Origin of the sequence: Azoarcus sp. DD4 (assembly GCF_006496635.1) — a bacterium.
Classification (GTDB): domain Bacteria; phylum Pseudomonadota; class Gammaproteobacteria; order Burkholderiales; family Rhodocyclaceae; genus Azoarcus.
Window position 1 is genome coordinate 1,260,093 of record NZ_CP022958.1, and the last position, 26,792, is coordinate 1,286,884.

Annotated in this window: 24 protein-coding genes; 15 read left to right on the forward strand and 9 right to left on the reverse strand. The window is 65.9% G+C overall.

Annotation, left to right across the window (positions count from 1 at the left end; all coding sequences use genetic code 11):
* Positions 1-4 precede the first annotated feature (4 nt).
* A complete protein-coding gene (gene brxL / locus CJ010_RS05975; protein ID WP_141017190.1) occupies positions 5-2,092 on the forward strand; it encodes a BREX system Lon protease-like protein BrxL in 2,088 nt (695 codons plus the stop codon).
* A gap of 168 nt (positions 2,093-2,260) precedes the next feature.
* Here brxL and CJ010_RS05980 read toward each other — a convergent pair whose 3' ends face one another.
* Entirely contained in the window at positions 2,261-2,524 is a 264-nt protein-coding gene (locus tag CJ010_RS05980) for an AlpA family transcriptional regulator (protein WP_141017191.1), read from the reverse strand.
* A 1,403-nt stretch (positions 2,525-3,927) separates the two neighbouring features.
* Here CJ010_RS05980 and hemA point away from each other — a divergent pair.
* The 4 genes from hemA to grxD all read left to right on the forward strand — a co-directional run bounded on the left by hemA (position 3,928) and on the right by grxD (position 7,626).
* A complete protein-coding gene (hemA, locus tag CJ010_RS05985) occupies positions 3,928-5,181 on the forward strand; it encodes a glutamyl-tRNA reductase (protein WP_141017192.1) in 1,254 nt (417 codons plus the stop codon).
* Between the two features lie 53 nt (positions 5,182-5,234).
* Positions 5,235-6,320, forward strand: coding sequence for a peptide chain release factor 1 (gene prfA, locus CJ010_RS05990; protein ID WP_141017193.1), 1,086 nt, complete (start codon positions 5,235-5,237; stop codon positions 6,318-6,320).
* Between the two features lie 49 nt (positions 6,321-6,369).
* Positions 6,370-7,206, forward strand: a complete 837-nt coding sequence (gene prmC / locus CJ010_RS05995; protein WP_141017194.1) for a peptide chain release factor N(5)-glutamine methyltransferase — start codon at positions 6,370-6,372, stop codon at positions 7,204-7,206.
* 87 nt (positions 7,207-7,293) lie between these two features.
* Positions 7,294-7,626, forward strand: coding sequence for a Grx4 family monothiol glutaredoxin (gene grxD / locus CJ010_RS06000; protein ID WP_141017195.1), 333 nt, complete (start codon positions 7,294-7,296; stop codon positions 7,624-7,626).
* 43 nt (positions 7,627-7,669) lie between these two features.
* Here the strand turns inward: grxD and CJ010_RS06005 are convergent, their stop codons facing one another.
* From CJ010_RS06005 to argH, 6 genes are all read right to left on the reverse strand, one after another.
* Positions 7,670-8,770: a nucleotidyltransferase family protein gene (locus tag CJ010_RS06005; protein WP_141017196.1), complete on the reverse strand. Its 1,101-nt coding sequence runs from the start codon at positions 8,768-8,770 to the stop codon at positions 7,670-7,672.
* Positions 8,767-9,687 (reverse strand): HprK-related kinase A, encoded by a 921-nt coding sequence (locus CJ010_RS06010; protein ID WP_141017197.1) that lies wholly within the window; start codon positions 9,685-9,687, stop codon positions 8,767-8,769. The genes CJ010_RS06005 and CJ010_RS06010 overlap by 4 nt, the downstream gene beginning before the upstream one ends.
* Positions 9,674-10,015, reverse strand: coding sequence for a hypothetical protein (locus CJ010_RS06015; protein WP_141017198.1), 342 nt, complete (start codon positions 10,013-10,015; stop codon positions 9,674-9,676). The genes CJ010_RS06010 and CJ010_RS06015 overlap by 14 nt, the downstream gene beginning before the upstream one ends.
* The gene (locus tag CJ010_RS06020; RefSeq protein WP_141017199.1) at positions 10,012-10,584 is read right to left on the reverse strand and encodes a hypothetical protein; all 573 of its coding nucleotides are present in this window, start codon (positions 10,582-10,584) and stop codon (positions 10,012-10,014) included. Before CJ010_RS06020 ends, CJ010_RS06015 begins: the two co-directional genes overlap by 4 nt.
* A gap of 257 nt (positions 10,585-10,841) precedes the next feature.
* Positions 10,842-12,137, reverse strand: coding sequence for a serine/threonine-protein kinase (locus tag CJ010_RS06025; protein WP_141017200.1), 1,296 nt, complete (start codon positions 12,135-12,137; stop codon positions 10,842-10,844).
* Positions 12,134-13,576: an argininosuccinate lyase gene (gene argH, locus CJ010_RS06030; RefSeq protein WP_141017201.1), complete on the reverse strand. Its 1,443-nt coding sequence runs from the start codon at positions 13,574-13,576 to the stop codon at positions 12,134-12,136. The genes CJ010_RS06025 and argH overlap by 4 nt, the downstream gene beginning before the upstream one ends.
* Before the next feature lie 89 nt (positions 13,577-13,665).
* Here argH and CJ010_RS06035 point away from each other — a divergent pair, with 89 nt between their 5' ends.
* Together CJ010_RS06035 and CJ010_RS06040 are read left to right on the forward strand one after the other, a co-directional pair.
* Entirely contained in the window at positions 13,666-14,700 is a 1,035-nt protein-coding gene (locus CJ010_RS06035; protein WP_141017202.1) for a sensor histidine kinase, read from the forward strand.
* Positions 14,697-15,461, forward strand: coding sequence for a LytTR family DNA-binding domain-containing protein (locus tag CJ010_RS06040; RefSeq protein ID WP_141017203.1), 765 nt, complete (start codon positions 14,697-14,699; stop codon positions 15,459-15,461). The genes CJ010_RS06035 and CJ010_RS06040 overlap by 4 nt, the downstream gene beginning before the upstream one ends.
* Positions 15,462-15,472: 11 nt before the next feature.
* Here CJ010_RS06040 and ppc read toward each other — a convergent pair whose 3' ends face one another.
* Both ppc and CJ010_RS06050 read right to left on the reverse strand, forming a co-directional pair.
* A complete protein-coding gene (ppc, locus tag CJ010_RS06045; RefSeq protein WP_141017204.1) occupies positions 15,473-18,226 on the reverse strand; it encodes a phosphoenolpyruvate carboxylase in 2,754 nt (917 codons plus the stop codon).
* Positions 18,227-18,303: 77 nt separating this feature from the next.
* Positions 18,304-18,768 (reverse strand): thioredoxin fold domain-containing protein, encoded by a 465-nt coding sequence (locus CJ010_RS06050; RefSeq protein WP_141017205.1) that lies wholly within the window; start codon positions 18,766-18,768, stop codon positions 18,304-18,306.
* A gap of 128 nt (positions 18,769-18,896) precedes the next feature.
* On the opposite strand from CJ010_RS06050, the gene hemC reads away from it, so the two are divergent.
* From hemC to glcE, 8 genes are all read left to right on the forward strand, one after another.
* Complete coding sequence (hemC, locus tag CJ010_RS06055) at positions 18,897-19,850, forward strand: hydroxymethylbilane synthase (RefSeq protein WP_141017206.1); 954 nt, start codon at positions 18,897-18,899, stop codon at positions 19,848-19,850.
* 22 nt (positions 19,851-19,872) lie between these two features.
* Positions 19,873-20,658 (forward strand): uroporphyrinogen-III synthase, encoded by a 786-nt coding sequence (locus CJ010_RS06060; RefSeq protein WP_240794512.1) that lies wholly within the window; start codon positions 19,873-19,875, stop codon positions 20,656-20,658.
* A gap of 9 nt (positions 20,659-20,667) precedes the next feature.
* Positions 20,668-21,897: a uroporphyrinogen-III C-methyltransferase gene (locus CJ010_RS06065; RefSeq protein WP_141017208.1), complete on the forward strand. Its 1,230-nt coding sequence runs from the start codon at positions 20,668-20,670 to the stop codon at positions 21,895-21,897.
* Between the two features lie 12 nt (positions 21,898-21,909).
* Positions 21,910-23,109 (forward strand): heme biosynthesis HemY N-terminal domain-containing protein, encoded by a 1,200-nt coding sequence (locus CJ010_RS06070; RefSeq protein WP_141017209.1) that lies wholly within the window; start codon positions 21,910-21,912, stop codon positions 23,107-23,109.
* 143 nt (positions 23,110-23,252) lie between these two features.
* Positions 23,253-23,996: a FadR/GntR family transcriptional regulator gene (locus CJ010_RS06075; RefSeq protein WP_240794513.1), complete on the forward strand. Its 744-nt coding sequence runs from the start codon at positions 23,253-23,255 to the stop codon at positions 23,994-23,996.
* 113 nt (positions 23,997-24,109) lie between these two features.
* Positions 24,110-25,597, forward strand: coding sequence for an FAD-linked oxidase C-terminal domain-containing protein (locus CJ010_RS06080; RefSeq protein WP_371415705.1), 1,488 nt, complete (start codon positions 24,110-24,112; stop codon positions 25,595-25,597).
* A 6-nt stretch (positions 25,598-25,603) separates the two neighbouring features.
* Positions 25,604-25,732: a hypothetical protein gene (locus CJ010_RS25565; protein ID WP_256378944.1), complete on the forward strand. Its 129-nt coding sequence runs from the start codon at positions 25,604-25,606 to the stop codon at positions 25,730-25,732.
* Positions 25,729-26,790 (forward strand): glycolate oxidase subunit GlcE, encoded by a 1,062-nt coding sequence (gene glcE / locus CJ010_RS06085; RefSeq protein WP_141017210.1) that lies wholly within the window; start codon positions 25,729-25,731, stop codon positions 26,788-26,790. The genes CJ010_RS25565 and glcE overlap by 4 nt, the downstream gene beginning before the upstream one ends.
* Positions 26,791-26,792 lie beyond the last annotated feature (2 nt).

Sequence of the window (26,792 nt, forward strand, 5' to 3'; positions counted from 1 at the left end):
TCCTATGGACGAACTCGATCAAAAACTGAATGCCACTTTTGATGGCAAGGTGCTACGAAAAGATTTGTTGCACCGGATCAAGAAAGGCACCAACGTCCCGACGTTCGTCCTGGAGTTCTTGCTTGCCAAGTACTGTGCCAGTAATGACCAGGCAGAGATGGACGCCGGCATGGAAGCGGTGCTTTCGTCGCTGCAGGAGAATTATGTACGGCCGGATGAAGCCAATGCCGCGCAGTCCAAGGTGGCCACCAAAGGCAAGCACCGCTTCATCGACAAGGTTCACGTTCGCTACGTCGAGAAAGAGAAGCGCCACTGGGCATCGCTGGAAAACTTCAACTCGCAACGCATCGCGATTGGTGAGAAGTTCTACCGCGACAACGACAGGTTGCTGGAAGGCGGCATCTGGGCCGAAGTTACTCTGGCGCACAACGACATCGATGAGGACGACTACGCGTTTTCCATTGAGGACCTGCGCCCGATCCAGCTGACCCGCTTCGACTTTGACCGCTACGCAGAAGGCCGAGCAGCTTTCACCCGCGATGAGTGGATCGCAGCGGTGCTGCGCTCCGTCGGTTTGGAGCCTACGAAGCTCTCGAAACGCGTGCAGATGCATTTCATCGCCAGACTGGCTGCGCTGGTGGAGCCCAATTACAACTACATTGAGCTGGGCCCACGCGGCACTGGAAAGTCCTATTTCTTCAGCGAGTTTTCGCCTTACGCTACCTTGATATCGGGAGGCCAGGCGACCAAGGCAACGCTGTTCTACAACAACGCGCGCCGAAAGGTGGGCTTGGTAGGCTTCTGGGATACGGTCGCCTTTGACGAGGTTGGCGGGATCAAAGTGCGCGACCCCGACACCATACAGATCATGAAGGACTTCATGGCCAACGGGCGCTTCTCACGCGGGGCCGAAGTCATTGCCGATGCTAGCCTGAGTTTTGTCGGCAACATCGATGTGTCTGTGCAGCAGGTCGTGAATTCCAACGAGCACGACCTGTTTCAGCCGTTGCCGCCGGAGCTCGACTTGGCCGTGATGGATCGCTTCGCCGCGTACATACCAGGTTGGGAGATGCCCAAGAACAGTAGCGAGTTCCTGACCAGCAACTATGGATTCATTACCGATTACTTGGCCGAGGCCTTCCACTACCAGTTCAAGCACACGAATCGGTACGAGGAAGTGAGTAAGCGCATTCGCCTCGGCAAATCGATCGAAGGGCGCGACGAAAAAGGCATAAAGAAGACCGTCTGTGCGTTCTTGAAGGTGCTGCATCCCAACGGGCCGCCGACGGACGAGGAGTTCGAGGAGTACGTGGCCTACGCCACTGAGTGTCGCCGCCGAGTCAAGGAGCAGATGAACAAGCGTAAGCCGGATGACGAGTTCGCGAGAATCAACCTATCCTACTTCAAGGCCAGTGGTGACGAAGTGGTGGTGTTCTGCCCTGAGTCGAAGGATGCGCCGGCAACACAGGAGCCGGCGCGTCGCCGTTTGCATCAGGCGGATGGTCAACCTGCTGAGGTTGGTTCGGTGCAACCCGCTGTGCAGCCAGTGCCTGCGACTGAGTCATATTCGACCGTGCCCACATCGACACCATTGGCCCCAGCCACTGCGTCTTCTTCGGTCGAGCTCAAGGAGCAGCACTTCACCATCCTTTATGGTGATACCGGTTACAGCTATGAGTCGATCATCGGACCCTATCTACAGGGCGCCAAATCCGTCGTGATCGAAGACCCGTACATCCGCCTGCAGCACCAGATCCAGAATTTTGTCCGCTTCTGTGAGACGGTGCTGAGAGCTGGAACCGTGAAGAATATCAACCTGATCACCGGTTACGACGACAAAACCCAGTTCGCAGACATCGCTGAAAAGCTCGAGGAGCTCAGACAGAGTCTTCTGGAGTTGGATGTGGAACTGGAGGTGAAGCTCAACCCGAATATGCACGACCGAGAGATTCGTATAGATAACGGGTGGGTGATCAAGATCGGTCGGGGGCTCGACTTCTATCAGAAGCCCTCGAGTTGGTTTGAGGTCGGTGCGCATGATCTCAATCTGCGTAAGTGCCTCGAAACTAAGGTAGATATTTTCAAGGGCTAGCAGGGTGATGGCGAGAGACAATGAACCACTGGTTTCCATTGAGGCCGGAGCTGAGGCTTGGTCACAAACCGACTCTCTTGCTCGTCTTGAAGGCATGACCACTGTCGGTTGGCCGATCAGTTCAGGCTGCCGTTAGGGATGGCAGTCACGAGGCTCAACGGCAGGAGATCAATGCCCTGTCCAGGCTTCTTGCGCTGCGAAGAGCCGGCGCTGCCAAGTTTGGATTGCAACCTCGCTCCAGTAGACGTACTTCCCGACCCGCACCGGGGGCGGGAAGGAGCCGTCCTTCACCATGTTTTCGATTGTCCTGGGCGAGATGTTCAGGCGTTCGCAGAGGGTGGCTTTGTCGAGCAACTTGGCGAGTTGCTGTGCGTCGCGTGACGGCGTCGGAGTAATGTCGGTGCTGTCGTTCGATGTGCGTGCGTGCGCCATAAGGTGTGCCTGTATGTGATGACGCAGGTGTATAGGTGCAATGAATGGGGGATGAATGCCACCAGGTGCGCTATTGGTTTCCTCCCGCGGTGTAAGGGCAGGCGGGTGAGTTCTCAAGTGACGGCCTCACGCGCATAGGGGCCGCATCGACGCGGTGGTGGAGTCCGCGGAGGTGTCGCCGCTTGATGTACGGTGACCGGCCGCAGTCTTGGGTGGGCGACGGAGCTGACGTCCGGCATTCGACGTCTTGCGTTTTTTGGGCGTCGCTTTTCGTCACGGGTGACGCGCGACGTCTCGGCTGGTACGACGGTGTGACGAAAATCCCAGTTCCAAAATTATGTAAATGTAGTTTTTTGGGTGTATTTCGTCATGGACTGACGAAAGCGCGCGCAGCCAATTTCATCACGGCGTGACTTGTCTGACGTCACGGTGTGACGAAACTTAGTGGGATGACCTGCGAAAATGGCTACTCCTGCGGCCAGGCGGCGAGTGAGTGGCAACGGGCGCCTTGGGGACTGCTCTTCTGAAGGCATGGGTGCCATCGTCTGGCTCACCGCCTATACGTTCACTCCACCCACCTGATGGAGTAACGAGAATGAACGACCCAACGAAATCCGCTAGCCCAACTCCCTGCCGTTCAGACGAGGCCTCTCCCACACGGCGGGGCAGGCCGTCTAAGCACGCTTCGGCTGCTGAGCGTCAGCGCGCCTACCGTGCCCGACAGAAGGAAAAGGGCATGCGGGAAGTGAAGGTATGGTCGCGCGATGTTCGGTCTCCGGGCGCACCCTTGCGTTCGGACATCATCGATTTGTCGGAGGTGCGCCGATGGTGAAGGCGATGGACTCGCCGTCAAAGCCCGTGGCCGCGAATCGCGCTTGGCATGCCCGCCTGCGCGACGGCTTCTAGCAGCCTGAAAGAGCATGATCGACAGAGAGCCTCCACGGAGGCTCTTTTTCATGCGGCGAGCGCGTGCGATGTATTTCACCAGGTGGAAAGATGGCCATGTCAAACCGGGAGTGCTCATTAGCGCGCTCTATGTCGTTCCTGGTTTGCATTGGGCTCGGACGTCGTGGCATACTCCCGCCACCGTTGGTTTCTGCTGTTTTTCTGCCTGAGCCAACGGAAAACGTCTGCGCTTGACTGCGGTCCAGTGCGACCAAGTGCTTGATTTTACGACCTGTTGCGTGTAGCTGCGCAGCGGATAAAGGCTATTTATGCCTTGAAAATCCGCGTGTCCGTGGTTCGATTCCGCGACTGGCCACCAGATATAGAAACAGGTCGACTTAATGTCGGCCTGTTTTGCTTTCTGCAGCTGGTTTTCAGAACTCCATGATTTTTCTGAATTTTTTGACAGGTTGCGGCGATGCTATAATCCGACGCAACCTGCTCGACCGCTGCTCCGCATGCAACTCTACGCCCTCGGCCTGAACCACCATACGGCCCCGCTCGCGATCCGCGAACGGGTCGCGTTCCAGCCCGAGCGGCTGGATCAGGCTCTGCACGAGTTGACCGGCTCCGAGCGGGTGCGCGAGGTGGCCATCCTTTCCACCTGCAATCGCACCGAACTCTATTTCGCTGCCGAACAGCCGCAACTCGCGGCCGACTGGCTCGCGGGCTATCACCAGTTGCAGCTGGCCCAGGTCTCGCCCTACCTCTATTCCTACCCGCAGCGCGACGCGATCCGCCACATGTTCCGGGTGGCGAGCGGGCTGGACTCCATGGTGCTGGGCGAGCCCCAGATCCTGGGTCAGGTCAAGGAGGCCGCCCGGCGCGCGGAAGAGGCCGGGACCATGGGTACCCTGCTGCACAAGCTCTTCCAGAACACCTTCGCGGTAGCGAAGGAGGTCAGGTCCACCACTGCGATCGGCGCGAACATCGTGTCGATGGCGGCGGCGGCGGTCCATCTGACCGAGCGTATTTTCGAGCGGGTTGCCGATCAGCATGTGCTGTTCATCGGCGCGGGCGAGATGATCGAACTCTGTGCGGCGCACTTTGCCGGCGCAGGGCCGAGATCGATGGTGGTCGCCAATCGCACGGAGGCGCGTGCCGACGCGTTGGCGGCACGCTTCGGCGCACAGACGATGCGGCTCGATACGATAGGCGATGTGCTGCCGCGCTTCGACGTGGTGGTCTCCTGTACGGCCTCGCCGCTGCCCATTGTCGGTCTCGGCATGGTCGAACGTGCGGTGAAGGCGCGACGCCACCGGCCGATGGTGATGGTCGATCTGGCCGTGCCGCGTGACATCGAGCCGGAGGTTGGGGGGCTCGACGACGTTTTTCTTTACACTGTCGACGATCTTGCCCAAGTGGTCGATGCCGGCCTGGAGTCGCGTCAGCAGGCGGTGCTCGAAGCGGAAGGCATCATCGATCAGCGTGTCGACGGTTTCCTGCATTGGATGCAGGCTCGCGACGCGGTGCCGACCATACGTGCCTTGCGCGAGCACGCGGAGGGTGTGCGCCAGGCCGAAATCGAGCGGGCGCTGCGACAGTTGGCGCGCGGTGACGATCCGGAGCGTGTCATCGAGGCGCTGTCGCACGGTTTGACCAACAAGCTGATGCATGGCCCCACGCGTTACCTGAACCAGAGCGAAGGCGAGACGCAGGCCGACGCCAGCCGCCTGGTGCAGCAACTCTTCAATCTCACCCGGCACGACTAGCTGCCGGCCAGCCGTTGCGGGCGCTGTGGCGGCCGCGCCATTCTTGCGACGACATGAAGCAGAGCATACGCGACAAACTGGAATACCTGGCCAGCCGGCTGGCCGAGCTCGATCGCGAACTGGCGGCCGAAGACGGCGCGCGCGACATGAATGCGTTTCGCGAGCTGTCCCGTGAGCGTGCCGAGATCGAGCCGGTGGTCGAGCTCTACAGTGCCTACCGGCAAGCGGAGGCCGACTGCGCCACGGCGCGCGAGATGATCGACGATCCGGAAATGCGCGAGCTCGGACAAACCGAGCTCGACGCCGGGGAGGCACGCATCGGCGTACTCGAGGAAGAGCTGCAGCGCGCCCTGTTGCCGCGAGATCCGAACGACGAACGCAACCTCTTCCTGGAAATTCGGGCCGGTACCGGTGGCGACGAGGCCGCGCTCTTTGCCGGCGATCTGTTGCGCATGTATGCGCGCTACGCCGAACGCCAGCGCTGGAAGGTCGAGATCGTGTCGTCCAGTCCGTCCGACCTGGGCGGCTACAAGGAGGTCATCGCCCGTATCGTCGGCGGTGGCGCGTATTCAAAGCTGAAATTCGAATCCGGCGGCCATCGGGTGCAGCGCATTCCGGTGACGGAGACGCAAGGGCGGATTCACACCTCGGCGTGTACGGTGGCGGTGATGCCGGAGGCTGACGAGGTCGCGGCGATCGACATCAATCCGGCCGATCTGCGGATCGATACCTTCCGGGCGTCGGGTGCCGGCGGCCAGCACATCAACAAGACGGACTCTGCGGTGCGCATCACCCATCTGCCCACCGGGCTCGTCGTCGAATGCCAGGACGACCGCTCGCAGCATCGCAACAAGGCGCAAGCCATGGCGGTGCTGGCGGCGCGCCTGCACGACGCGCAACTGCGCGCGCGTCAGACTGCAGAGGCGGCAACGCGCAAGAGCCTGATCGGCAGCGGCGATCGTTCGGAGCGGATTCGCACCTACAATTTCCCGCAGGGTCGGGTTACCGATCATCGCATCAATCTCACCTTGTACAAGCTGGACGCCGTCATGCAGGGCGAACTCGACGAGTTGGTCGACGCCTTGACGCTGGAGCATCAGGCCGAATTGCTGGCGGCACTGGCGGAGGAGGCGACGTGAGCGTGTCGCGGGAGTATCGCGGGCGTGGGTGTCGCGCCGGAGGCGGCCGATGAGCGCTGTGCCGGACATCGCCGGCGCGCTGGGTTGGGCGCGCGAGCGGATCGAGCAGATGGACGCGCGCGTGCTGTTGCGCCATGCATTGGCTTGCCCCGCGTCACGCCTGGTCGCCTGGCCCGAGCAGCGTCTCAGCGACGCGGAGTGGGCGGCGTTCCAGCATATGGTGGAACGCCGTGTCGCGGGAGAGCCTGTTGCTTACCTCATCGGCGAGCGAGAGTTCTACGGGCGCAGCTTCAGCGTGACGCCGGCGGTGCTGATTCCACGACCCGATACCGAGCTGCTCGTCGAACTGGCGCTGGCGCATTTTTCCGCCCAGCCGCGCCTGCGGGTGCTGGACATGGGTACCGGCAGTGGTGCCTTGGCGATTACGCTTGCCCTGGAACTCGATGCGGCGGACGTGACCGCGCTCGATCGTTCGCGGGAAGCCTTGTGGGTGGCAATGGCCAACGCGGCGCGGCTTGGCGCGAGTGTGTCCTTCGTGCAGAGCGACTGGTTCGGCAGCCTGGGGGAGGAGCGGTTTCAGCTAATTGTCGCGAATCCGCCCTACATCGCTGCAGCGGACCCTCATCTCGAGGAGGGCGATCTACGCTTCGAACCGCGTTCGGCGCTGGCTGCCGGCGCATCTGGGCTGGACGATCTTGCCGAGATAGTCGGTCGTTCGCCGCAACACCTAGAGTCAGGCGGCTGGCTGTTCGTGGAGCACGGTTACGATCAGGCATTCGCGGTACGCGGCTTGCTTGCAGATGCTGGCTTCGCCTCGATTGCGTCATGGAAGGACCTAGCGGGGATCGAGCGGGTGTCGGGAGGGCGCTGGCTCGGCCGTGGCTGAACTGCGTGTTCCACGATATTGACGCTGTTACGGGCAAGGTCTAGACTTTCCCGACTGTTTTACTCAACTTTTTCGAGAGTCAAAAGCATGGATATCAAGGACGTCATTCGCGAGCAGGTCACCACCAACCCGGTTGCCCTCTACATGAAGGGTGTGCCCCAGGCGCCGGCCTGCGGGTTCTCGGCTACTGCGGTGCAGATCCTCAAGGCCTGTGGCGTGCGCGAGTTCTTCTCGGTGAACGTGCTGGCCGACGACCAGGTCCGCCAGGGCATCAAGGAATTCTCGAGCTGGCCGACCATTCCGCAGCTCTACGTGAACGGCGAGTTCGTTGGGGGTGCCGACATCATGCGCGAGATGTATCAGAGCGGTGAGATGCAGCAACTGCTGAAGGATGCCGGCGTCGTGAGTTCGGCTGCCTGAAAGCGCTTGTCGGGCGGCGGGGGATGCGGGTTTCGCCCGCCGTTCAGTGGTGATCCGCCTGTGGCGAGGCGATGCGGGATGGTGCAAACGCCTTGCGCAGCAAATGGGCGGCAAGCAGGTGAGCGGGCATGCGCAGCCAGTGCCCCCGCACATAGAGCGTCGTGCGGGCCACGCTGGCGCCGGCTTGTCGGCAACTGGCGTGTTGAGGCAGGAAGATCCTGTCGTACAGCACGGTAAGCACCTTCCTGTGCATTGTTCCGGGCTCGAAGCTGGCAAGTGACTGCATCGCTGCCGGTGGCACCGGGCAGTCGAATATCCGGCGAACGAAATGAACGGCCAGCCAGAGTTGATGCGTCAGCTGTTGCTGACGGGCTCGCGCCAGCAATCCGCTCCAGAAGGTTTCAGGCTGACCGGCTCCCCAGTGCCTCAGCAGCAGGTCGAGATCGCTGAGATCGCGCAAGGCGTTGTCTGCCTCGCCCTCATGAAACAGATGGGTTGCCGCGTGCAACACCATGTCGGCCGGTGAGAGCGTGAATACGCCGGGCAACCCCGGAACCTCCACTCGTTCGGCGAGCAGACTGCGCGGGTCCGGATGGTAGCGGGCGGTCGGCGGCAGGATCGCGTGGTGGACGTCCAGGGCGGTGCCGCGAAAGATGTGCTGCATCGGCGGCAATTCGTGCATCCATTGCCGGTAGTAGTGCTGGTCGTAGGCGCTGATCGGCGGCGTGATCCAGCCGTGCTGCATGAGCCGGCCCTCGACCGTGCCAAGCGCCGAGCGAGGCACGAGGATGTCGATGTCCGAGAATATGCGGCCTTCGCTCGCCGGCAGAGTGGCGGCCACGTAGGCTGCACCCTTGAGCAGCACCAGGGGTACGTTCGCCGCGTCGAGTGCGGCCTTGATCTGGATGACTTCGTTGCGTACCGAATGATGCAGCCGCGCCGCGAGATGGGCGCCTGCAATGAGGTGGCGGGCGGCATCCTCGGGTATTTCGGGGGTTTGTCCGGCGGTCGCGAGGCGCGCATGCAGGCGGCCCAGCATGTTGGCGTGGCGGGCCTGCCGGATCAGGACATCCCAGTCTGCGGCTGGCAGGCCGCGGATGCGTTCCGGTTGGCGCAATACCTCCGTCAGGATGGCGGATCTCATCCGATCACGCCCCCGGATGCGAGCAGGTCGAGACAGGCGACGGCTTCATCCAGCTCGCTGTACTCGAAACTGTGACGACTACAGCGGTCGATCAGCCGGCCGACGGCTTCGAAGCCCTTGCGGCCGAGAACGTGATAGTTCATTGCGTTATCGGCAATCGCCAGGAAGGCTGCGCCGGAAGGCATGGTCTTCAGCCGGGCGCTCGTGCCGGGGGTGTAGCGCGGCAGCACGATCCACTTGGGCAGGGTGCCTGCCGTGGCCTGATCGACGCTTGCGGTCGGCGCTTTCATGAGGGCTACGGTCCCTTTGGCGGTGTCGGTGGCCGGGGCCGAAAAAACGGCGGCCGGAGCAAAACGCTTGATGATCCCGATCGAGTCGTTCTTCAGATTGACCGGCCGTGCCAGGCCGTGCACCGTACCGGAGGCAAGGTCTATCAGGGTCAGCTCGTCTGAAAGCAGGCGCCAGCCGCGATTCACCAGGGCTGCACAAAGCGTGCTCTTGCCCGAACCGGGAGGGGCCGGCAGGATCAACGCGTGCTCACCGCGCGCGACCGCGGCGGCGTGGAGGACGAGTTGATGATGTCCGTAGGCGGTAATGCACCAGTTCATGCCCCATTCGAGCATGGGTAGTGCCTGATTGGCCGGTAGCGGCAGGAAGGGTTCGACACCGTCGACCTCAAAGCGGACCTGGGGGCGAAACCAGCGTCGCAATACGCCACCGTGCCTCACCGCGACGTGGAAGTCGGCGAAACCGTCGTCGGCAGCCAGTGGATTGTGCTCGTAGAGCAGGCGCAGTCCCTGCCGGACGGCGTCGATGTCGCTGCGGATGCGGACAACGAAGGGGCCGGTGCGCAGCCTCAGGCCTTCGCCGGCCAGTCGATGCAGATACTCCTGTTGCGAGAGATCACCGAGCTTCAAGGCTTAGGGGAAGACTTTCGATCAATTGTGCCGAGTGCAGGATTTCGAGCGCGGCATCAAGCGTGTCGGCCATGTCTCCGGGCTGGAGGTCAGGGGCGAGTTCGCTCAGCCACTCAGGTAGCTCGCTGCGGCGAATGCCGTTTTCCCGGCTAAGTATGGCATCAAGCACGAAACGCGAAAACGGATCGAGAAGAAAGGTGTGGCCGGCGAGTTCGGCGTACCCCACCCATCCTTCGTCGACTTCCTTCCACAGCGGAGGATCGGCGAGCCTTGCGCGCAGGAGTGTGTCCGGTGATCCGATGATGAAATCCGCTGCAGCGGGCTTCAAGTGCCCATCAGGTACTGAAGGTAGGCGACGATCTCATTGGGGTCCCAGGAACTGCCGTAGCTCGCGTTGGGCACGTAGCCTGCCGACGTGGGGCCGTTGAGCCACATGGCCGTCACTTGGGCTGTTGTTGCCGGGAAGGCAGCGTTGGATACGCTGTTGAGATATGCAGCCGCCAGGTAGCGGATGAAGGCATCGCTGCTCGCCAGCGCGTCGTACAGACGGGTGTTGTTGATCGAGTTGGTGAACGATGGATTCGGACCGAGCGTTTCCGACAGCTTCTTGGTCTGGGTCGCATTTTGCAGGGCAACCGAGGGCCACGAGGAGAGTGGCGTGGAACGCCAGCCGCTGGGGCCGAGGAAGTTGCACGGAGTGAAATCCCCTGGGCGGCTCAGATTTCCGGATACGGAAAATCCTGACGGATTCTTGCAGTTCGCAGCAAGAACGGGCGTGGTCCTGAGTGCAAGGAAAAGAGGCGCGCTGGCCAAGCCCGCCTGCACCAGACGCCGCCGGCTTTCAGCCACGCGAGGGTCGGGTGAAGCTTGCTGAAGCTTGGCCTTGGGGTCGCTCATTGCGGCTTCTCTCAATTGCTGCGCCATTCGGATGATCTGGCTGGCCGAAGTATAGTCGGGCCGGGATGACCGAACCATGACTCGTGTCACGGTTCTACTGTTTGCTAGGACAAAAGCAAGAGTCGTACCTTTTTGGTGCAGAATTATAATGCATTGATTTTTAGTGGTTAAATAAAGAAGCTTTACCGTGTTCGCGCAGTCGGATGGGCAAGGTGTCAAATATTCCGACGTTTTTGCCGGGGCCCGTGATCCGGTGCCTACAGGTTGGCGATGCGTGCGCTTGCCAGCGACAGACGTGTCGCGAGCACTTCGAGAAAGCTCTTGTAGAAGTGCATGCGGCAGGTATCCGAAGCGCGCTTCAGGGCGCGGGAATGGACCGTGATGATGGCCACCTCGGTCGTTGCTTCGACCGACGCGGAACGGACGCCGCCGCCGGCGGAAAAGAGCGCGACCTCGCCGAAGCAGTCGCCCGGCGTCAGCAGGTTGAGCAGGCGGCCGCGTTTCCGGACGCGTGCTTCACCTTGGGCGAGAAAACAGAAGTGGTCTCCGGTTTCCCCCTCCTTCATGACCACGGTGCCGGGTTGGGCGTGGCTCCACAACGACAGGCTGATCACCTCCCACAGTTCGGCATCGGCGAACTCGCGGAAGAAGGGCATGGCACGCAGGGTCTGGAACTTCTCGGTGTCCGGAACGACGTTGTGGGCGGTGGCTACACTGCGGTTGCGAAAGGCCAGTGCGAGGTCGTGCGAGAACTCGGCCCAGCTGCTGTAGCGCCGGTCCAGATCCTTCTCCATCGCGCGGCGCACGATGCTGTCCAGCGCTTCCGGTACGTCGGGGCGCAGCTCGGATGGCGGAGGCGGAGTTTCGTTGGCGATGCGGTAGAGCAGGCTGTAGTTGTTGTCGGATTCGAAGGGCAACCGGCTCGTCAGCAACTGGTACATCACCACGCCCAGGGAATAGATGTCGGTACGGTGGTCCAGTGGCATTTCCCGTACCTGCTGCGGCGACATGTAGGCGGGCGAGCCGATGCCGGAGATCTGCGTCGTATCGGTAGCGGTGCGCAAGGCAGCACCGAAGTCGGAAATGCGGATGTCCTGTCCGTCGGGGGCGACGAGCAGGATATTGGCGGGTTTGATGTCGCGGTGGGTGATGCCGCGGTGGAAGGCGTAATCCAGTGCCCGGGTGCACTTGAAAATGATCTCGATCAGGCGATCGAAGCCCGGGCGTGTTTCCGGGCGCGTAAGGGCGTCGAGCGTGCCGCCGGGCACGTACTCCATCACCACATAGCCTTCGTCGTCGCCGATCACCGCATCGAAGATCTGCACGATGTGCGGGTGGGACATCTTCCCCGCCAGGGCGGCTTCGTTGAGCAGCAGGTGGCGGTAGAGCCGGCCGTGGTCGCGGTCCCGCAGAATCTCGGGATAGAGCTGCTTGAGCGCGACTTCGCGCTGGTTGAAGGGGTCCCAGGCCAGGTATACGGCACTGGTGGCCCCTTCGCCGAGCAGGCGGCGTATCTCGTACTTGCCGATCCGCTCGGGGGCCACGGTGTTCAGCCCAGGCGCGCCCGGGCCCGCACAATCGCCGCCTGGACCTGCGCTGGCGCGGTGCCGCCCACGTGGTTGCGCGAGCCGAGCGAGCCTTCGACCGTGAGCACGCCGAAGATGTCGTCAGCCAGCTTGTCGGCGGCGCCGGGCACGTGCGCCATCGCCGCGCGCAGTTCGTCGAGCGAAAACTGCGGCAGGTCGCAGCCGCGCCCCTCGGCCGCACGCACCGCCAGTGCGACGGCTTCGTGGGCATCGCGGAAGGGCAGACCCTTCTTCACCAGGTAGTCGGCGAGGTCGGTGGCGGTGGCGTAGCCCTGGGTGAGCGCGCCGCGCATGTTGTCGGCCTTGACGCGGATGCCGGTGATCATGTCGGCGTAGATGCGCAGGGTGTCGATCACCGTGTCGGCGGTGTCGAACAGCGGCTCCTTGTCTTCCTGGTTGTCCTTGTTGTAGGCCAGCGGCTGGCCCTTCATCAGGGTCAGCAGCGCGATCAGGCTGCCGTTCACCCGGCCGGTCTTGCCGCGCACCAGTTCGGGTACGTCCGGGTTCTTCTTCTGCGGCATGATGGAGCTGCCGGTGCAGAAGCGGTCGGCGAGGTCGATGAAACCGAAGCGCGGGCTCATCCACAGGATGAGTTCTTCGGAGAGGCGCGACAGGTGGGTCATCAGCAGCGAGGACGCGGCGCAGAATTCGATCGCGAAGTCGCGGTCGCTGACGGCGTCGAGCGAGTTGTAGCAGACTTCGTCGAAGCCGAGTTCGGCGGCGACGAATTCGCGGTCGATCGGGTAGCTGGTGCCGGCCAGCGCGGCGCTGCCCAGCGGCAGGCGGTTGACCCGCTTGCGGCAGTCGGCGAAGCGCTCGGCGTCGCGCCGGCTCATCTCGAAATAGGCCATCAGGTGGTGGCCGAAGGTCACCGGCTGGGCGACCTGCAGGTGGGTGAAGCCGGGCATCGGCGTGGCCGCGTTGGCTTCGGCGACGTCGAGCAGGTTCTTCTGGAAGTCGCCGATCAGCGCGATGATCCGGTCGATCGCGTCGCGCAGCCACAGGCGGATGTCGGTGGCGACCTGGTCGTTGCGGCTGCGGCCGGTGTGCAGGCGCTTGCCGGCGTCGCCGACCAGCGCGGTGAGGCGCTTCTCGATGTTGAGGTGGACGTCCTCGTCGTCGAGGTTCCAGGCGAACTCGCCACGTTCGATCTCGCCCTTGATCTGCGCCATGCCGCGCTCGATGTCGGCCAGGTCCTGCGCGCCGATGATGCCTTGCTTCGCCAGCATCTTCGCGTGCGCGAGCGAGCCGCGGATGTCCTGTTCGGCCATGCGGTTGTCGAAGAACACCGACGCGGTGTAGCGCTTGACGAGGTCGGAGACCGGTTCGGAGAAACGGCCGGACCAGGCTTTGGCGGGTTGCTGGGGGGAAGCGCCGAGATCGGCCGACGGGGTGGTGTCTGTCATAATGTCCGCTGCTGAGGAGATGCCGGCCCGCACGCATTCGGGCCGGTTGTGGAATGTTGCTGCGGGCGGGTGATCCGGCCGCGTAAACCATGGAAAGTATAAAACAAAAGCCTCAATCGCTCGCCGCCCCGGCCCTGCCGGATTTCCGCAACCTGGGCGTCATCCTGCGCGTGCTGCTGGCGGTGAACCTGCTCGCGCTGCTGACGGTGCTCGTCCGCGTCGATGAGTCCGGCGCCATTCCGGCCGAGCTGATGCTGATGGCCGCCCGGGTCGAGTTGCCGCTCTTCGTGCTGGTGCTGCTGCTCTACGCGGCGCAGGGGGTGCTTGCCGGGCTGTCGTCATGGCAAGGCGTGGGCGCGGTGTGGACGGCCGTACTGGTGACCGTCGGCGCCGGGTTTCCGCTGCTTGCCGATGCGGGCGACAGCCTGCCGCGCTGGCTGGCCTGGGCGAGCGTCGCGGTCATGGTCACGCTGGCCTACTTCGATTACCGCAACCGACGCTTTTCGCCGGCATTGACCGAGGCAAGACTGCTGGCGCTGACTGCGCGCATCCGGCCGCACTTCCTTTTCAACAGCCTCAACGGCGTGCTCGGCGTGATCCGTTCCGATCCGCGCCGCGCCGAGCGGGCGCTGGAGGAACTGGCCGATCTGTTCCGCGCGCTGATGCAGGACCACCGCGAGTTGGTGGCGCTCGGCGAAGAGATCGCGCTGTGCGAGCGCTATGTCGATCTGGAAAGCCTGCGCCTGGGCGATCGCCTGTCGGTGCGCTGGGAGATCGACGGCGAGGAGGGCAGCGGCGAGCGCCAACGCCTGCTGCGGCAGAAGGTCCCGCCGCTGCTGTTGCAGCCCTTGCTGGAAAACGCCGTCTATCACGGCATCGAGCCGGCTTTCGATGCTGGTGAGGTCGTCGTGCGGGTGGCGCGCCGCGCCGACGAGGTGCACCTCGAAGTGGATAATCCCATCGTCGAGGCCGATCGCCACAAGGCCGGCAACCGCATGGCGCTGGCCAATATCCGCGAACGCCTGACCCTCTTCTTCGATCTCGAGGCCGGTCTCGACATCGAAAGCAAGGATGGCCGCTACCGCGTTCGCATCCGACTGCCATTCCGGAGCGTCAGCGCATGAACGACACCCCGCTGCGCGTGCTGGTCGTCGATGACGAGACACCGGCACGCAGCCGCCTGCGTGACCTGCTCGGCGACATCGCCGGCGAATGTCCGAACCTGCTGGCCGGCATGGCCGCGAACGGGCTCGAGGCGCTGCGGCTGATCGAGCAGGGCGGTGCTGTCGACGCGGTACTGTGCGACATCCGCATGCCGGTGATGGACGGCGTCGAGCTGGCCCGTCACCTGGGCCGCCTGCCGGCGCCGCCTGCGGTGATCTTCACCACCGCCTACGATCAGTACGCGGTGCAGGCTTTCGAGCTGGCAGCGGTCGATTACCTGCTGAAGCCGGTGCGTGCCGAGCGCCTGGCTGCGGCGCTGGCCAAGGTGCGTCAGCGGCGGCCACCCGCCGATGAGGCGCTGGCTGCGCTGGCGCCGGGCGAGCGCCGGCACTTCAGCGTGAATGAGCGCGGCCGCATCCTGTTGCTGCCGGTGGCCGAGGTCCGTTACCTGAAGGCCGAACTCAAATACGTGACCGCGCGTACTGCCGAGCGCGAATTCGTGCTCGACGAGGCGCTGACCCAGATCGAGCAGGAATTCGCCGGCCGTTTCCTGCGCATCCACCGCAACTGCCTGGTGGCGCGCGCTGCGGTCGTCGGCGTCGAGCGTGCCGGCGAACAGGACGGCGAGGCGCATTGGGAGATCCTGCTCGCCGGCATCGCCGAGCGTCTGCCGGTGAGCCGCCGGCAGTGGCCGACGGTCAAGCAGGCGCTCGGGCTGTAGCAGGAGGGCCTTCAGCCGCTGTTGCGCAGGCCGGCGGCGATGCCGTTGATCGAGATGTGGATGCCGTTGCGGATGCGCGCGTCCTCGCCGTTGCCGTCGCGATGGCGGCGCAGCAGTTCGACCTGCACATGGTTGAGCGGGTCGAGGTAGGGGAAGCGGTTACGGATCGAGCGCTTCAGCAGCGGGTTGGCGTCCAGCAGTTCGACCTGGTCGGTGATCGCCAGCAGCGCGTCCACGGTGTCCTTCCATTCGGCGCGGATACGCTCGAAGATGCTGTCGCGCAGGGCCACGTCTTTCACCAGTGCGGCGTAGCGCGAGGCAATCGCGAGGTCGGTCTTGGCCAGCACCATGTCCATGTTGGACAGCAGCGTGGCGAAGAAGGACCACTCGCGGTACATCCGCTGCAGCAGGCCGAGTCCGTCCTTGGGGTGGGTGGCGAGCCACTGTTTGACCGCACTGCCGAAACCGAACCAGCCCGGCAGCATCAGCCGGCACTGCGACCACGAGAACACCCAAGGGATCGCGCGCAGGTCTTCGATGCTGGTGCCCTTCTTGCGCGAGGCCGGGCGCGAGCCGATGTTGAGTCCGGCGATTTCCGAGATGACGGTCGATTCCCAGAAGTACTGCTCGAAGCCCGGCGTCTCGTACACCAGGCCGCGGTAGCTCGCGAAGGCGGTGTCGGACAGCGCCTGCATGGCGTCGAGGAAGGCCTGTGGCGTGCGGTCGCGGCCGTTGCGTCGCAGGCTGGTCTCCAGCGTGGCGGCGACCAGCACTTCAAGGTTGCGGCGGCCGACCTCCGGGTTGCCGTACTTGGCGGCGATCACTTCGCCCTGTTCGGTGAGGCGGATCTGGCCCTGCACGGCGCCGTCCGGCTGCGCCAGGATGGCCTGGTAGCTCGGGCCGCCGCCGCGGCCGACCGAACCGCCGCGGCCGTGGAACAGGCGCAGGCGCACACCGTGGCGGGCGAACACCTCGACCAGTTCGCCCTCGGCCTTGTACAGCGCCCAGCCGGAGGTGAGGAAGCCGCCATCCTTGTTGCTGTCGGAGTAACCGAGCATCACTTCCTGGGTCTGTTCGCGGGCGGCGAGCAGGCTGCGGTAGCCGGGGAGGGAGAACAGGCGGTCCATCACGCCCGCGGCGTTCTCCAGGTCGCCGATGGTTTCGAACAGCGGCACCAGGTTCACGTCGAGCGCGTTTTCCAGCGGCCGCAGCAGGCCGGCTTCCTTCAGCAGCACCGCGAGTTCGAGCAGGTCGGAGAGGTCGTCGGTCTTGGAGATGATGCAGTTGCGGATCGCGCCTTGGCCGTAGCGCAGATGGGCGCGGCGGGCGGCGCGGAAGATCGCGAGTTCGGATTCGCTGTCGTCCGAGTAGCGCACGTGGGGCGAGGCCAGCGGCCGTGCGGTGCCGAGCTCTTCCAGCAGCAGCGCACAGCGGCCGGCTTCGTCCTGGGCGAGATAGTCGGTGCCGGGGCGGGCGACTTCCAGCAGTTCCGCCACGACGCGCTCGTGCACGTCCGAGTTCTGGCGCAGGTCGATCGGTGCCAGGTGAAAGCCGAACACCTTCACCGCGCGGCGCAGGTGGCGCAGGCGGCCGCGCGCCAGGGTGGCGGTGCCGTTGGCGACCAGCGAACGATGCAGGATGTCGAGGTCGTCGGCCAGCGCGCCGACGCTGGCGTAGGGTTCGGCTGCGGCCACCGCGTGGCGTGCCGGGGCGTGGTCGAGCAACGCGAGGTAGGTCGCCGCCAACCGGGCATAGATGCCGGCGATGGCGCGGCGGTAGGGTTCGTCGCTGCGGTGCGGCGACTGATCCGGCGAGCGGCCGGCCAGTGCGATCAGTGCGTCGGATGCGCCCACCAGGCCCTGCGACAGGGACAGCTGCGAGCCCAGCGTGTGCAGCTCGTCGAGGTAATAGCCGAGTGCGACCGCGGCCTGCATCGCCAGTGCTTCTTCCAGCACGGTGGCGGTGACGAAGGGGTTGCCGTCGCGGTCGCCGCCTATCCAGCTGCCGACCTGCAGGAAGGCGGGCAGCTCATGGTTGGCGAGGGCGGGCTGGGTGGCGGTGAGGCGGTCTTCCAGGCTGGCGTAGAGCCGCGGCAGTTCGCGCAGGAAGGTGCTCTCGAAGTAGGAAAGCCCGTTGGTCACCTCGTCGATCACCGACAGCTTGGCCGGCCGCAGGATGCGCGTCTGCCACAGCGTGAGCACCGCGCGGCGCAGCCCTTCGAGGTTGGCCTCGGCCTCTTCCGGCGTGAGCTGCATGCGGTCGCGCTCGTCGAGCAGGCGGGCAACCACCGTCTGGCAGTTGAGGATGCTCTTGCGCTGCACCTCGGTCGGGTGGGCGGTGAGCACCGGCGACACCAGCGCGGTGTCGAAAAAGGCCGCGAGTTCGGTCGGGTCGAGCCGCTGTTCCTCCAGCGCGACCGCGATGGCGTGCGCCAGGCTGCCTTCGCGCGGCGCCGAGCCGGCGATCAGGTGGGCGCGCGAGCGGCGGATGTGGTGCTGGTCCTCGGCGATGTTGGCCAGGTGCGAGAAATAGCCGAAGGCGCGCACCACCTGCAGGGTCTGCTCGCGCGAGAGGGCGTCGAGGGTGTCTTCGAGTTCGCGCCGGGCGGCGAGGTCGTCGTCGCGGCGGAAGCGCACCGAGGTCTGGCGGATGCGTTCGATCAGGTCGAAACTGGCGGCGCCTTGCTGGTCGCGCACGGTATCGCCGAGCAGGCGGCCTAGCAGGCGGATGTCTTCGCGCAGGGGCGCGTCCTTGTCTTGGGTCATGGGCGGGTCGGGCTGAGGCGGAGGGAGGGAGGGGAAACGCCCCGCCGGTCTGTACCGGCTTGCGGGCGGCGTGCGATTCAGTGTTTCAGTTGCGCGGTTTCATGGGCGGATTCGATGGCCTGTTCGAGATACTGTCCATAAAAATCGGGGGTGCGCATGCCGACGATGCGATCGCCGCGTTGCACGCCCCGAGCGTCGTAGATTGCCACCGTCGGTGCCAGCCGTATGCCCTGCCGGCGGGCGAATTCGCGGTGCGTGCCGGGCCGGCCGGCAAAGTCGGCCAGTGCGGTATCGGCATCCAGGTCGACCTGGCGGAACCCGGCGCGGCGGCGCCAGTGGTCGTCGTTCGCCATCGGCACCAGGTAGCGCCGCGCCGCGTCGCACCAGGTGCAGTCCGCCTGGCTGTAGAGCACCACCAGCACGCGGCCGTCGCGCCCCAGCCGGCCGGCATCCGCGGCAAGATCCCGCGCGGAGGGCAGACCCGGCGCAGCGGCGAGGGGTAACGCGACGCATGCTAGAATCGCGGCCAGCCAGCGCGCCATTGGTGCGAACCCTGATGCTGCACTGCGCAAGCCACCACCCCCGCGGCGGCGGCTTCCCGGCGCGGAGCGCGTGTCGGGGAGGGCGTTCAACCGCATCGAATCCGATCCTCCTGCATGAGTCCGTCGCCGTGAGCACTAGCACCCCCGCAGCGCCCTTCGCCGCGCCCGAGCGCATCGTCATCGCCACCCGTGAAAGCCGTCTGGCCCTGTGGCAGGCCGAGCACGTCAAGGCGCGTCTCGAAGGATTGTATCCCGCGTGTCGCGTCGAACTGCTCGGCATGACCACCCGCGGCGACCAGATCCTCGACCGCCCGCTGGCCAAGGTCGGCGGCAAGGGGCTTTTTGTCAAGGAACTGGAAACGGCGCTGCTCGACGGCCGTGCCGACATCGCCGTGCATTCGATGAAGGATGTACCGATGGAGATGGCCGAGCCTTTCACGCTGGCCTGCATTTCGGTGCGCGAGGTTCCGCTCGATGCCTTCGTCTCCAACCGCTACGACAGCCTCGGCGACATGCCGCCGGGCACGGTGGTGGGCACATCCTCGCTGCGGCGCGAATCGCAGCTGCACGCGCAGTATCCCTTCCTGGCGGTGACCAGCCTGCGCGGCAACCTCGATACCCGCCTGCGCAAGCTCGACGAGGGCCAGTACGACGCGATCATTCTCGCCGCGGCAGGGCTCAAGCGGCTGGGCCTGGAGAACCGCATCCGCGCCACCTTGCCGGCCGAAGTGTCGCTGCCGGCGGCGGGGCAGGGCGCGCTCGGCATTGAATGCCTGGCCGGCCGGCCGGAAGTCGCTGCCTGGCTTGCGCCGCTGAACGATTTCGCCACCTCCGCCTGCGTGCGCGCCGAGCGCGCGGTGGCGCGGGCGCTGGCCGGTAGTTGCGAAGTGCCGCTCGGTGCCTATGCCGAACTGCGCGAAGCGCGTTTGTGGCTGCGCGGTTTCGTCGCCCGGCCGGACGGTAACCGTATCGTCCGCGCCGAACGCGAAGGGGATCCCATGGATGCCGAGGCGCTCGGTCGTGCGCTGGCCGAGGATCTGCGCGCGCAGGGGGCAGATGCCATCCTGGCCGAGCTGGGTTGAGCGGGCGGCCAGCAGGTGTTCCGTGCCGGGGGCTGATTCCGCACTGCCGCTTGCCGGGCGCCGGATCGCGGTGACGCGGCCGGCGGGCCAGGCTGCCTCGTTGTGCGATGCCATCCAGGCCGCGGGTGGTGAAGCGCTGCTGTTCCCGGTGCTCGCCATCGCCGCGGTGGAAGACGATGGCGCGCTGGTCGCGACCATCGACCGGCTCGACGACTTCGACCTCGCCTTCTTCGTCAGCCCGAACGCCGTCGAGCATGCGCTTGCGGCAGTGCGCGGCCGCCGCAACTGGCCATCGCGGCTGGCGGTCGCGACGGTGGGCAAGGGTAGCGAGCGGGCGCTTGCACAGGCGGGGTTCGCGCAGGTCATCGCTCCGGCCAGCGGTTTCGATTCCGAGTCGGTGCTGGCCTTGCCCGAATTCGCCGAACCCGCGGTGCGCGGCAAGCGCATTCTCATCTTTCGCGGCGACGGCGGCCGCGACCTGCTCGCCGAAGTGCTGCGCGAGCGCGGTGCCGAAGTCGTCCACGCGACCTGCTACCGCCGTTACCGGCCGGCGCTCGATCCGGCCATCCTGCTGGCGCCTGCTGCGCGTGGCGAGCTGGATGCGCTGCTGCTGACCAGCAGCGAAGGCGTGCGCAACCTGGTCGACATGCTTGGCGATGCCGCCTGCGCGCGCCTGAATGCGGTGCCGGTGTTCGTGCCACATCCGCGCATCGCCGCCCACGCCCGCGCGGCGGGATTTGCCACGGTGATCGAGACCGAGGCCGGTGACGACGGCCTGCTGCGGGCGCTCGTCCGCCACTTTGGTTAAACTCTCGGCATGAACGAAGAAACTCCCGCGCTCACCTCGTCGCCGGCTTCCGCGCAGCCGGCAGCAAGCGCCGCGTCGGCGGCGCCGTCCGATTCCTCTGCCGGCAAACCTCCTGCTCCGGCGCCGCGTGCGAGCGGCGCGGCGGGCTGGGCGGTGCTGCTCGCGGTCATCGCCGTGGGCGGTGCCGGCCTCGCCGGCTGGCAGGCCTGGGAAACACGTGGTCGCGTCGGCGAGCTGCGCGAGGAACTCGCCAGCCGCCTGAATGCGGGCGACACGGTGGCGACCGAGGCCCGTGCCATCGCACGCCAGCAGCAGGAAACGCTTGCTGCGCTGCAGGGCAAGGTCGGTGCGCTCGAAGCCAAGGTCGAGGCGACCGAGGGCCAGGCCGCCGCGCTGGAGGCGCTGTACCAGGAATTCTCACGCTCGCGCGAAGACCGCGTGGTCGCCGAGGTGGAGCAGGCGATCACCATCGCTGCCCAGCAGCTGCAGCTCGCTGGCAATCTCGAGGCCGCCCTGATCGCGCTGCAGGGCGCGGAAGCGCGGTTGGCGCTGCAGGACAAGGGGCAGCTTGCGCCGCTGCGTCGGGCCTTGGCCAAGGACATCGAGCAGCTCAAACTGCTGCCGGAAGTCGACGTCGGCGGTGTGGCGCTGCGGCTCGAACGCCTGCTGGAGCGGGCGGATGCACTGCCGTTCGCGTTCGAGAGCACGCTGCCGGAATCTGCCGAGGCGACGTCCGGCAAGGATGCGCCGGCCGCGGACGGGCGCTTCGGCCTGGCGATGGAGTTCGTCAGCCAGTTCGCCCTCGATATCTGGCGCGAGCTGCGTGCCCTGGTGCGGGTCGAGCGGCTCGACCAGTCCGAACCGGTGCTGCTTGCCCCGGCGCAAAGCACTTATCTGCGGGAAAACCTGAAGATCCGCCTGCTGACGGCCAGGCTGGCCCTGCTGGCGCGCGACGGCCGCACCTACGCTGCCGACCTCGCCCAGGCGCGCAGCTGGATCGAGCGTTTCTTCGACACCCGCGACGAGCGCGTGCGCAATTCGATCGACGAACTGAAGGTGCTGGAGGCTGTACCGGTCAGTGCCGAACGCCCCGCGCTCACCGAAAGCTTCGCCGCCCTGCGCGTGCTGCAGGCCCGTTCCGGCGACCTGCGTCCTGCCGCTCCGGCCCAGCCGGCCAGCGGCGGCAAGCCGACGCCCGCTGCCCAGCCCGGTGGTACGCCCACCGCGCCGCAACGCTGAGGACGGGCGGACATGCGGGCCCTGATCTGGCTGATCGGCATCTTTGCCATGGCGGTGGGACTGGCGATGGTCGCCGGCCTCAACGACGGTTATGTACTCGTGGTGCTGCCGCCCTGGCGGGTGCAGCTGTCGCTCAACCTGCTGGTGGTGCTGCTCCTGCTCGGCTTCGTCGTCGGCTATTTCGTGCTGCGGTTGATCGGCCGCACGCTCGAGTTGCCGGCGCGGGTGAGCCTGTGGCGCGAACGGCGCCGGCGCGAGAAGGCCGGGCGTGCCTTGCGCGAGGCCTTGCGGGCGCTGTTCGAAGGTCGCTTCGCGCAGGCGCTCAAGCATGCCTCGGGTGCGTTTTCGGCAGGGGAAAGCCCGGCCATGGCCGCCTTGGTGGCGGCGCGTGCCGCGCATGCGATGCGTGACGACACCCGCTACCGTATCTGGCTCGGTCACGCCACCGACCAGGGTGAGGAGGCGCGCGTCGCCCGGCTGATGACCGAGGCCGAACTCGCGATCGAAGGGCGGCGTTTCGACGAAGCGGCCGAGCGGCTCGAGATGTTGCGCCTCTCGGGGCATCGCCAGATTGCCGTGCTGCGCCTGTCGCTGCGGGTCGCCTCGGCGCTGCAGCGTTGGGACGAAGTGCTGCGGCTCACCCGCCAGCTCTACAAGCACAAGGCGCTGTCGGACGAACAGGCGGCGCCGCTGCTGCGTCGCGCCCATGTCGAGCGCCTCAAGGAACTCGGCGGCGATGCCGCTGCGCTGGCGGACTACTGGAACGAGATCCCCGCCGACGAACTGCGCGATCGCCGCTTCGTCGAGCGCGCGGTGCCGATGCTGTCCAGCGTCGGCCAGGGGGCGCTGGCGCGCCGTACCCTGGAGCGTCTGCTCGATGAAGAGTGGGACGGCGGGCTGGCCCGGCTGTACGCCCACTGCGGCGATGGCGAGGGCGACGCGGTGGCCTGTCTGGCGCGCGGCGAGGCCTGGCTGAAGAAGCAGCCGCGCGATGCCGGCCTCTTGTTCGCGCTCGGACGCCTGTGCATAGCCGCCCAGCTGTGGGGCAAGGCCCAGAGCTATCTGGAAGCCTCGCTCAATCTCGCGCCGACCGTGGAAACCCATCTCGCCCTGGCCCGTCTGCTGGAACGACTGGAGCGCCCGGACGAGGCGCAGCGACATTACCGCGCCGCGGCGGTAAGGATAGACGGCGCTGCCAGCGCGGCTGGTTAGCAAGCGGACGAGGCCCCATGCGGGCCTCGTCTCTTTCAGGCGTTTGCTTGCCCGCTTCCCGGCAGTGGATTAAGGGAATTCCCTAGTGACAGATCGGCGTTCACGATCTACGATTCATCAACTTGTCTGACAAGCAGATAACCTTGATCCAAGCTGCCAAACTTCCCCGCCCCTTACGGCTCAGCGACACCCTGGCGCGCCAGATCGAAGACTGGATACGCGACCAGGGCATGGTGCCGGGAGCGCAGCTGCCCACCGAAAAATTGCTGTGTGAGCGCTTCGGCGTCAGCCGTGCGGTGGTGCGCGAGGCGATCTCGCGGCTCAAGGCCGAAGGCTGCGTCGAGACGCGGCAGGGACTGGGCGCTTTTGTCGCGGCCCGGCCGGGGCAGGGCAGTTTCCGCCTGCTGCGCGAGGCGGAGGCCACGCCCGACGAGTTTGCCGAAGTGTTCGAGATGCGTTGCCTGGTGGAGACCGGCGCTGCCGAGCTGGCGGCGCGGCGGCGCAGCCAGACCGATCTCGAACGCCTGGCCGCGGCGCTGGCTCAGATGGAACGCGCGCTGGCTGGCGACGTCGATGGTGCGAGCGCCGACGATGCTTTCCACGTCGCCATCGCCACCGCAACCGGCAATGGGCAGCTTGCGCGTTTCCTGGCCTTCATGGGGCGCCAGTTTTCCGAGTCGCGTCAGCCGACCTGGGACGCGAGCGGTTTGCGTTCGGGGCGTGCGGCCGAGGCTCAGGCCGAGCACCGGCGCATCTTCGAGGCTATCCGTGCGCAGGATGGCGAGGCAGCACGGGAGGCGGCGCGCGCGCATCTGGTGAGTGCCGCCCGCAGGTTGGGCATGGTTTCGCTGGAGCAGGCCTTTCCGCTGCCGATGGCGTCGGCGTAAACGGTGTCCGCGGCGCGGACACGCAGATCTGAAGCGACGGTGCGACGTTGCCGTGGCGATACAAAAAGGGGGTGAATGTGGCTGAAAGCGATGTGCTCACCGCGGCTGACGCGATGCCCGGCCGCGACGACGTGGACTTCTCCGCGATCGACAAGGCGCGGGTGGTCGAGGCGCTGGCGCGGGTATTGCCCGCCGGTGCCCTGATGTTCGAGGCCGAGGATCTGCGGCCTTACGAATGCGACGGCCTGGCGGCCTACCGCGCCCTGCCGCTGGCGGTGGTGTTGCCGGCGACCGAGGCGGAAGTGGTGGCCGTGCTCGAGGTCTGCGCCGAACTCGGTGTGCCGGTGGTGGCGCGCGGCGCTGGTACCGGGCTGTCGGGCGGCGCGCTGCCGCATACGCACGGCGTGCTGTTGTCGCTGGCACGCTTCACCCGCATCCTGCACCTCGACGCCCATGCGCGGACGGCCGTGGTGCAGCCGGGCGTACGCAACCTCGCCATCTCCGAGGCTGCAGCGCCCTACGGTCTTTACTACGCGCCTGATCCGTCGTCGCAGATCGCCTGCACCATAGGCGGCAACGTCGCCGAGAATTCCGGCGGGGTGCATTGCCTGAAGTACGGCCTCACGGGGCACAACCTGCTGCGGGTGCGCGGCGTTACCATCGAGGGCGAGGTGGTCGAGTTCGGCAGCCATGCGCTCGATGTGCCGGGCTACGACCTGCTGGCGCTGATGACCGGCTCCGAGGGCATGCTGGCGGTGGTCACCGAGGTCACGGTCAAGCTCACACCCAAGCCGCAGCTTGCGCAGTGCGTACTCGCCGCCTTCGACGATGTGGTCAAGGCGGGTGAAGCGGTGGCAGCCATCATCGCCGCCGGCATCATTCCGGCCGGGCTGGAGATGATGGACCAGCCGGCCACCGCCGCGGTCGAGGAGTTCGTCCATGCTGGCTATCCGCTGGACGCCAAGGCCATCCTGCTGTGTGAGTCGGACGGCACGCCGGAGGAAGTGGCCGAGGAAATCGGCCGCGTGCGGGAGGTGCTGGAGCACAGCGGCGCGACCGAGATCCGGGTGTCGCGTGACGAGGCCGAACGGCTCAGGTTCTGGGCCGGGCGCAAGGCCGCCTTCCCTGCTGCCGGCCGGCTGTCGCCCGATTACTACTGCATGGACGGCACGATTCCGCGCAAGCGCCTGGGTGAAATGCTGGAGGCCATCCAGGCGATGGAGCAGAAGTACGCGCTGCGTTGCATCAACGTCTTCCATGCCGGCGACGGCAACCTGCATCCGCTCATCCTGTTCGATGCCAACCAGCCGGGCGAACTCGAGCGGGCGGAAGCCTTCGGCGCCGACATCCTCGAACTGTCGGTGGCGCTGGGCGGGACCGTCACCGGCGAGCACGGTGTCGGTGTCGAGAAGATCAACCAGATGTGCAGCCAGTTCGGTGAGCGTGAGCGCATCCAGTTCTTCCGGGTGAAGGCGGCCTTCGACCCGCTCGGTCTGCTCAATCCCGGCAAGGCGATCCCGACCCTGCATCGCTGTGCCGAATATGGCCGCATGCGGGTGACGGGCGGCGCCCTGCCGCATCCCGAACTGCCGCGCTTCTGATCCGCCATGGGCGACAAGGCGTGGGCGCAGTTCCTGTTCGTCGCGGTGCCGGTGCTGTCGCTGGTCGGCGCCTGGCTGGCGTTGCGCGCGGTGAGCGGGCGCCGCAAACCCCAAGACAAGGCTGAAGATCAATGACCGATATCGTTTCCGGCTGGGCCGAGCGCATTCGCGCCGCCGCGGCCGAAGGCAGGCCGCTGCAGTTGTACGGCGGCGGCACCAAATCGTTTTACGGACGCAGCTGCGAGGGCGAGCCGTTCGACGTGTCCGGCCATCGTGGCGTGGTGAGCTACGAGCCGACCGAACTGGTGGTGACGGTGCGCGGCGGTACGCCGCTTGCCGAGCTCGAAGCACTGCTGGCCACGCGCCAGCAGTTCCTCGCCTTCGAGCCGCCGGCATTCGGCCCGAATGCCACCGTCGGCGGTTGTGTCGCGGCAGGGCTGTCCGGGCCGCGCCGTGCAGCGGCCGGTGCGCTGCGCGATTTCGTGCTGGGCGTGAAGCTGCTCGACGGTCGTGGCGACGTACTGTCCTTCGGCGGCCAGGTGATGAAGAACGTGGCCGGCTACGATGTTTCCCGCGTGATCGCGGGCAGCATGGGCACGCTCGGCGTGCTGCTGGAGGTGTCGCTCAAGGTGCTGCCCCAGCCCACCGCCGAGGCCAGCCTGCGCTTCGAGTGCGACGAGGCGAGCGCGATCGACCGGCTCAACGACTGGGGCGGCCAGCCCTTGCCGATCTCGGCGTCGGCCTGGGCGGATGGCGTGCTCACGCTGCGGCTGTCGGGTGCCGAGGCGGCGGTGAGTGCCGCCCGCGCGCGGCTCGGCGGCGAAACGCTGGCTGCGGACGAAGCCGCGGCTTTCTGGACCAGCGTGCGCGAGCACACCGCGCCGTGGTTCGCCCGTGCGCCGTTGTGGCGGCTGTCGTTGCCGAGTTCGGCGGCACCGCTGCGCCTCGCCGGCAAGCAGTTCATCGAATGGGGTGGGGCACTGCGCTGGCTGCAGACCGACCAGCCGGCCGCCGCGGTGCGCGAGCGCGTCGCCCAGCTCGGCGGTACGGCCACGCTTTTCGCCGGCGGCGATCGCAGCGGCGACGTCTTCCATCCCTTGCCCGAGGCGCTGATGCGCATCCAGCAACGCCTGAAGGCGGCTTTCGACCCCGCCGGCATCTTCAACCCCGGCCGGATCTATCAAGGACTCTGACG